Source organism: Promicromonospora sp. NPDC060204, assembly GCF_042728455.1.
GTDB lineage: Bacteria > Actinomycetota > Actinomycetes > Actinomycetales > Cellulomonadaceae > Promicromonospora.
The window spans coordinates 40,531-48,270 of record NZ_JBHWZO010000011.1; the positions used below are offsets into that span (position 1 = coordinate 40,531).

The window sequence follows — 7,740 nt, forward strand, 5'->3', positions numbered from 1 at the left end:
CGGCCCGCGCGACGGGTCGGCCGAGCCCGCGCTTCCTTGACACATGTCTTGAACGGTTGACGGTCTCGATGCCGTAACCATTCAAGAAGGCTTCCTTACTTTTCCCGGACCACGGCTACGGTGAACCCCGTCACCGATGGGTCGTGGCGGGGTTCAGCCGACGCGACTTTGACCAATGGGCTTGTGAGCGTTCACAATCTGTTGCGTTCACAAAGTGAAGTCGGCCGGGTTGCAGAGACGTTGCCCGGGCAACACTCGAAGAGGAGAAGTCATGGCAAGGAAGCTGTGGGCTACGCGTGGTCTGGCCGCGCTGGCAACGGGCGCGATGGCCGTCTCGCTCGCCGCGTGCGGCGGTGGCGGTGCCGGTGCGGGTGGCGGCGCCGACGGTGGTGGTGCCGGGGACGGCGAGGCCGGCGGCCTCGTGGGTGTGGCCATGCCCACCCAGACGTACGAGCGCTGGATCGCCGACGGCGACGCCGTGAAGACGGGTCTCGAGGACGCCGGGTACGACGTCGACCTGCAGTTCGCGGGCGACGACATCCCGACCCAGCAGCAGCAGATCGACGCGATGATCAACAAGGGCGCCGAGGCGCTCATCATCGCCTCGATCGACGGCACCGCGCTGGGCAGCCAGCTCGAGGCCGCCGCCGCTGCGGACATCCCGGTCATCTCCTACGACCGCCTCATCCGCGACTCGGAGAACGTCGACTTCTACGTCACGTTCGACAACTACGAGGTCGGCGTGCAGCAGGGCACCTCGCTGCTGACCGGCCTGGGCATCCTCGGCGAGGACGGCAAGCCTGCCGCGGACGCGCCCGAGGGCCCGTTCAACATCGAGCTCTTCGCCGGCTCGCCCGACGACAACAACGCCGGGTTCTTCTTCGACGGCGCCATGTCCGTGCTCCAGCCGTACATCGACGACAAGACGCTCGTCGTGCCGTCGAAGCAGGTCGACTTCGACACCGTCGCCATCCAGCGCTGGGAGCAGGAGCGTGCGCAGAAGCGCATGGAGGACCTGCTGACGGCCACGTACACCAAGGGTGACGTGAACGTCGACGGTGTGCTGGCCCCGGCCGACGTGATCTCGCGCGGCATCATCACGGCCCTCGAGAACGCCGGCTACGGCAAGGGCGACCTCGCGACGCCGATCGTCACGGGCCAGGACGCCGAGGCGTCGTCGGCCAAGCTGATCGTCGACGGCGCTCAGTACTCGACGATCTTCAAGGACACGCGTCTGCTGGCCGAGCAGGCCGTCACCGCCGCCACGGCCTTCCTCGAGGGCAACGAGCCCGAGGCGAACGACACCGAGACGTACGACAACGGCAAGAAGGTCGTGCCGTCGTACCTGCTGCCCACGGTGATCGTCACCAAGGACAACCTGCAGGCCGAGCTGATCGACTCCGGCTACCTCACCGAGGACGAGGTCGCCTCCGGTCAGGTCGACGAGTAGGTCTGACCTCCTCGCGACACCGGCTCGACACCGCCGACCCCTTGTCAGGCCGTCAGGCCACCTCCGGGTGACCGACGGCCTGGCACGGGGCCGTCGGGCGGGCCCGGCCTCGCACCCTCTCTATTGGCGACAAGTACGCGACAAGGACTGGCATGGCCGATTCGGCGCCGACCGACATCCTCGAGATGCGCGGCATCACCAAGACATTTCCTGGGGTCAAGGCACTCCAGGACGTCAACCTCACCGTCCGCCGGGGCGAGATCCACGCGATCTGCGGCGAGAACGGGGCGGGCAAGTCCACCCTGATGAAGGTGCTGTCGGGTGTGTACCCGCACGGCAGCTACGAGGGCGACATCGTGCTCGACGGCGAGACCGCCCAGTTCGGCACGATCAACGACTCCGAGGCGCTGGGCGTGGTGATCATCCACCAGGAGCTCGCCCTCGTCCCGTACCTGTCGATCGCCGAGAACATCTTTCTCGGCAACGAGCGCCTCCGGGCGGGCGGCGCCATCGACTGGAACCGGACCAACGCCGAGGCGGCCGAGCTGCTCGCGCGGGTGGGCCTGAGCGAGTCGCCCACGACGCCCATCTCCGCGCTGGGCGTGGGCAAGCAGCAGCTCGTCGAGATCGCCAAGGCGATCTCCAAGGACGTGCGCCTGCTCATCCTCGACGAGCCGACGGCGGCGCTGAACGACAACGACTCCGAGCACCTGCTCGGCCTGCTCCGGCAGTTCAAGGAGCAGGGGATCACCTCGATCATGATCTCCCACAAGCTGGCGGAGATCGCCGAGATCGCGGACCGCACCACCATCATCCGCGACGGCCGGTCGATCGAGACCTTCGACATGGCCACCGCGGGTGCCTCGTCCGACGCGATCCAGGACCGGATCATCCGCGGCATGGTGGGGCGCGACCTCGACAACCGGTACCCCGACCGCGTGTCGAACCCCGGCGACGAGGTGCTGCGCATCGAGGACTGGACGGTGTACCACCCGACCCAGCCCGGGCGCGTCGTCGTCGACAAGGCGCACCTGAACGTCCGCGCCGGCGAGGTCGTCGGCATCGCCGGCCTCATGGGTGCCGGGCGCACGGAGCTCGCGATGTCGCTGTTCGGCCGCTCCTACGGGCGGGACATCAGCGGCACGGCGTACATCCACGGCCAGCCGGTCGACGTGCGCGACGTGCCGGACGCGATCAAGGCGGGCATCGCCTACGTGTCGGAGGACCGCAAGCAGTACGGGCTCAACCTCATCGAGGACATCCGCCGGAACATCTCGGCGGCGGGCCTCGGCAAGCTGTCCAAGAACGGCTTCGTGGACGAGAACGAGGAGCTCAAGGTCGCGGAGGAGTACCGCGCGTCCATGAACATCCGCACCCCCAACGTGCTGGTGGAGGTGGGCAAGCTCTCGGGCGGCAACCAGCAGAAGGTGGTGCTGTCCAAGTGGCTGTACACCGCCCCTGAGGTGCTGATCCTCGACGAGCCCACCCGCGGCATCGACGTCGGCGCCAAGTACGAGATCTACACCATCATCAACGAGCTGGTCGCTGCCGGGAAGGCCGTGCTGGTCATCTCGTCGGAGCTCCCCGAGCTCCTCGGGATCTGTGACCGCATCTACACCCTGGCCTTCGGCCGTATCACTGGCGAGGTCGACGTGCCCTCCGCCACCCAGGAAGGACTCATGGCTCTCATGACGCAGGAGACCACGCAGGAGACGCAGGAGGCGACGGCATGACCGGCATCGCCAACATCCGGGACCTGCTCACCCGGAACATCCGCACCAGCGGTATCTACATCGCGTTCGTGCTGATCATCGTGCTGTTCTCGGTGCTCACCGACGGACTGCTGCTCAGCTCGCGGAACCTCACCAGCCTCGTGCTGCAGTTCTCGTACATCCTGATCCTCGCCATCGGCATGGTGATCATCATCATCGGCGGGCACATCGACCTGTCGGTGGGGTCGGTGGTCGCCCTGACCGGTGCGGTCGCCGCCGTCGTCGTCATCAGGAACGGCCTGCCCTGGTGGATCGGCGTCCTCGCCGCGCTCGGCACGGGACTCCTGGTCGGTGCCTGGCAGGGGTTCTGGGTCGCGTACGTAGGGATTCCAGCGTTCATCGTGACGCTGGCAGGCATGCTCCTGTTCCGTGGCCTCACGCTCGAGGTGCTGAACAACGTCTCGCTCTCGCCGTTCCCGAGCGAGTACACGAGCATCGCCACGGGCTTCCTCAACGGCCTGCTCGGCGGGTACGGGTACGACACCTTCACGCTCGTCATCTTCGCGATCGGCGTGCTGGGCTTCGCCTACAACTCGTGGCGCAACCGCCGCGCGCGGATCGCCTACAACCAGACGGTCGAGGCTCCGGTGCTGTTCGTGCTGAAGCTGGTCGTGGTCGCAGCCGTCGTCATGTGGTTCGCCTACAACCTCGCCACGTACCGCGGCCTGCCCGCCGTGCTGATCATCCTGGCCGTGCTGGTCCTGGCCTACACGCTGATCACCAAGCACAGCGTGTTCGGCCGCCACGTCTACGCCATCGGTGGCAACCTCGCCGCGGCGCAGCTGTCCGGTGTCCGGGTCAAGCGCGTGAACTTCTGGATGTTCGTGAACATGGGCTTCCTCGCCTCCGTCGCGGGCATCGTGTTCTCCGCCCGGTCGAGCGCCGCCCAGCCGGCGGCGGGCAACATGTTCGAGCTCGACGCGATCGCGGCGTGCTTCATCGGTGGCGCCGCCGTGACCGGCGGCATCGGCACGGTGACCGGCGCGATGGTCGGTGGTCTGATCATGGCCGTCATGTCGAACGGCATGTCGCTCATGGGTGTCGACCAGTCGACGCAGCAGATCGTCAAGGGCATCGTGCTGCTCCTGGCCGTCGCGTTCGACGTCTGGAACAAGAAGCGGGCGGCGGCTACCCGCTGACCCCCGTCTCGCCGAGGTAGAACCGTGGCGAGGTAGGACCGCAGACCTGTGCTGCGGTGCTACCTCGCCACAGTTCTACCTCGGCGTTCTGGGTGGTGGGCGAGAATGACGGGATGGCCCAACCTGATCCCGCGCCCCGGCGGGGCCGCCGTCCTGCCGGGCAGGACGCCCGCGCCGAGATCCTGGCCGCCGCCCGCGACGAGTTCGTGGAGAACGGCTACCAGGCGGCCTCCCTCCGGGCCGTGGCCCGGCGGGCCGGCGTCGACCCGGGCACGGTGCGGCACTGGTTCCCCGACAAGGCGCGGCTGCTGACGGCGACGCTCGGCGTCGCGGGGATCGAGCCGGACAAGGTGGTGGAGCGGGTGTCCGCCGGCCCGGTCGAGTCGCTCGGGGAGCGCCTCGTGGAGGCGGTGATCGGCATCTGGGACTTCGACGGCGGCGACACCGTCCGCGTGGTCATCCCGGCCGTCATGTCCGATCCCGAGCTGCGTGGGCTGCTGCCGCAGTTCATCGGCGCGGCCATCCTGGCGCCGGTGATGCGCGCCCTCGCCGTGCCCGACGCCCCGGTGCGCACCGCGCTCGTCGCCTCGCAGATGTCGGGGGTGCTGCTGACCCGCTACCTGATCCCGGTGGAGCCGCTCGCCTCGCTCGCCCCGGCCGAGGTGGCCCGGCTCGTGGGCCCCACCCTCCAGCGCTATCTCACCGGCACCCTCTCCGCTGCCGAGGGGGCCGCCGAGGGTCTTGCGCGGTAGCCGCTGCAGGAGCACAATTCCTCACATGAGGAAAAACGCGATCGTCATCCGGGACCTGCGGGTCGTCCGGGGCGGGCGGCCGATCATCGACGGGCTCGACCTCGACGTCCCCGCGGGATCGGTCGTCGGGCTGCTCGGGCCGTCCGGCTCCGGAAAGACGACGCTCATGCGCACCGTCGTGGGTGTCCAGGACAAGGTCACCGGCACCGTCCAGGTGCTCGACGCCGCGGCGGGCAGCCCGGGCCTGCGCCGCAAGGTCGGCTACATGACGCAGGACGCCAGCGTCTACACCGACCTGACCGTGGCGCAGAACCTGCGGTACTTCGCGGCCCTGGCCGGCGTCTCGTCCCCTGCGAAGGCGGTCGCGGCCGCCGTGGCGACCGTCGACCTCGGCGGGCACGAGAAGCAGCGGGTCGGCACGCTGTCCGGCGGCGAGCGGTCCCGGGTCTCGCTGGCCGCGGCGCTGGTCAGCGACCCCGAGCTGCTCGTGCTCGACGAACCGACGGTCGGCCTCGATCCCGTCCTGCGCCGCGACCTGTGGACGGTGTTCCGGCGGCTCGCCGCCGAGGGACGCACGCTCCTGGTCTCCAGCCACGTGATGGACGAGGCCACGCAGTGCGACCGCCTGCTGCTGATGCGGGCCGGCGGCCTGGTCGCGGACACCACGCCCGACGAGCTGCTGACCAGCACCGGGGCGCCGGACGCGGAGCGCGCGTTCCTCTCGCTGATCGACGCGGCCGACGCCGCGGCCGCCGGCACCCCGGCGGACGGGACCCCCACCGCCACGCCGACGCACGACACCCCGACGCACGAGGAGACCGCGCGATGACCCTGACCCTCGCCACCGCCGGCCGCGTGCTGTCCCAGCTGCGCGGGGACCACCGCACGGTCGCGCTCATCCTGCTGCTGCCGTGCCTGCTGATCGGGCTCATCGCCTGGATGTTCCACGACCAGCCCCAGGTGCTCGACCAGTTCGGCCCCATGCTCGTGGGCCTGTTCCCGCTCATCGTGATGTTCCTGGTCACGAGCGTGGCGACGCTGCGGGAGCGGCAGTCCGGCACGCTGGAGCGGCTCATGACCACGCCGATCCGCAAGGGCGACTTCGTGGCGGGCTACGGTCTCGCGTTCGCGACGCTCGCGCTGGTGCAGGCGGGCGTGGTGGTCGGCTTTGCCGTGCTGGTCGGGATGGACGTGGCCGGGCCGCTCTGGCTCGTCGTGGTGGTCGCGCTGCTCGACGCGATCCTCGGCTGCACGCTCGGCCTGGCCGCGTCAGCGCTGGCCCGGAGCGAGTTCCAGGCGGTGCAGATGATGCCCGCGATCCTGTTCCCGCAGCTCATCACCTGCGGCCTCCTCATGCCGCGCGACCAGATGCCCGAGGTCCTGGAGTGGCTGTCGCGGGTCTTCCCGCTCACCTACGCCATCGAGGCGATGACGTCGCTCGCGGCGGGGGAGGACTGGTCGGGCGTGCGCGGCGCCGTCGGGGTGATCGTCCTGTTCATCGTGGGCGCGGTGGTGCTGGGAGTCGCCACGCTCCGCCGTCGGACGGCGTGAGCGCGGCGTGACCTGGCCGGCCGGCAGGCCCGGCCAGGTCACGCAGATCTCAGTGCAGGTGGAGGGCCTTCGCGACGTCGCCCCAGTGCACGTACGAGAAGCCCGTCGCGTCCCGGCCCGGGTCGACGTCGGGCCCGGTCTCGGGCTCGTCGTGCGTGACCAGCAGCCCGGACCCGTACTCCCCGACGGGCGCGTTGGACACCGCGAGGCCGTCCGAGCCGTTGACATCGTCCACGCCGTCGCCCGCCACGCGGAAGGCGCCGAGCGAGCGGTTGCTGCCGGTCAGCGCGTAGACGGGGTAGGTGTCGTCGCCCTGGCTGGAGACGATCACGTAGCCCGTGCGACCGGGGCCGTACCAGATGTCGACGCCCTCGGCGTCGGCGGTCAGGTTCGTCCCGCCGTACGACGGCGCCGCCGGGTCGACCGGGGCGCACTCCTCGGTCTCGGGGTCGTAGGCGTCGTGCACGCCGAAGTCCTTGACCTTGTCGACGAGGCGCGGCGCGCCCGAGCCGAGCGGCAGCGGCACCCGCCACAGGCCGACGTCCTCCTGCGTGGCGTACAGCGTGCCGGTGCGGCGGTCGACCGCCACGCCCTCGAGCTGCGGCTCGACGCCCGGCTCCTCGCACGGCACCCAGGTGGTGCCGTCCGGCAGCCGGAACTCGCCGGGGAGCTCCAGGTGCTCGACGTCGGTGTAGCCCACGCCGTCCGGCCCGGTCGTCAGCCGCGCCGTCGCGATGGTGGTGCTGCCCTCCTGCGTCACGACGGCGTACGTGCCGCCGCGCCGCGGCTGGTAGACGGCCAGGCCGTACGCGGTGTGGTCCTCGGCGACCGTCTCCCGGTCCGGGCTGAACAGGAACTCCAGCTCCGGGGCGGTGATCTCGGTGAGCGGCGTCGCGGCTCCGGCCCCCGCGGGGTCGATCGCGAAGAAGCGGATCTGGTCGTTGTACCGGTCCGAGACGACGGCGACGTCGGTCGCCCGGCCGCCGACCTGCAGGCCGTAGGCGATGTCCACGTTGTTGAACCGGCCGGGCACGCCGTCCGCGCGCGGGGCCGACGTGGCCGCGACCGACTGCAGC

The 7,740-nt window shown here is 70.1% G+C and carries 7 protein-coding genes; 6 read left to right on the forward strand and 1 reads right to left on the reverse strand.

The features are described from left to right. The first annotated feature begins 271 nt into the window (after positions 1 to 271). The 6 genes from chvE (at position 272) to ACFWEJ_RS03050 (ending at position 6,664) form a co-directional block, all read left to right on the forward strand. A complete protein-coding gene (gene chvE, locus ACFWEJ_RS03025; protein ID WP_377227724.1) occupies positions 272 to 1,450 on the forward strand; it encodes a multiple monosaccharide ABC transporter substrate-binding protein in 1,179 nt (392 codons plus the stop codon). A gap of 152 nt (positions 1,451 to 1,602) precedes the next feature. Next, positions 1,603 to 3,183 (forward strand): multiple monosaccharide ABC transporter ATP-binding protein, encoded by a 1,581-nt coding sequence (mmsA, locus tag ACFWEJ_RS03030; protein ID WP_377227725.1) that lies wholly within the window; start codon positions 1,603 to 1,605, stop codon positions 3,181 to 3,183. Continuing rightward, complete coding sequence (gene mmsB, locus ACFWEJ_RS03035; RefSeq protein WP_377227726.1) at positions 3,180 to 4,361, forward strand: multiple monosaccharide ABC transporter permease; 1,182 nt, start codon at positions 3,180 to 3,182, stop codon at positions 4,359 to 4,361. Before mmsA ends, mmsB begins: the two co-directional genes overlap by 4 nt. 113 nt (positions 4,362 to 4,474) lie before the next feature. Then, positions 4,475 to 5,113 (forward strand): TetR family transcriptional regulator, encoded by a 639-nt coding sequence (locus ACFWEJ_RS03040; protein ID WP_377227727.1) that lies wholly within the window; start codon positions 4,475 to 4,477, stop codon positions 5,111 to 5,113. 25 nt (positions 5,114 to 5,138) lie between these two features. After that, positions 5,139 to 5,942, forward strand: coding sequence for an ABC transporter ATP-binding protein (locus ACFWEJ_RS03045; protein ID WP_377227728.1), 804 nt, complete (start codon positions 5,139 to 5,141; stop codon positions 5,940 to 5,942). After that, a complete protein-coding gene (locus ACFWEJ_RS03050; RefSeq protein ID WP_377227729.1) occupies positions 5,939 to 6,664 on the forward strand; it encodes an ABC transporter permease in 726 nt (241 codons plus the stop codon). Before ACFWEJ_RS03045 ends, ACFWEJ_RS03050 begins: the two co-directional genes overlap by 4 nt. Before the next feature lie 49 nt (positions 6,665 to 6,713). On the opposite strand, the gene ACFWEJ_RS03055 is transcribed toward ACFWEJ_RS03050, so the two are convergent. Beyond that, positions 6,714 to 7,740, reverse strand: a 1,027-nt coding sequence (locus ACFWEJ_RS03055) for a phytase (RefSeq protein ID WP_377227730.1), incomplete at its 5' end; no start/stop codon positions are given.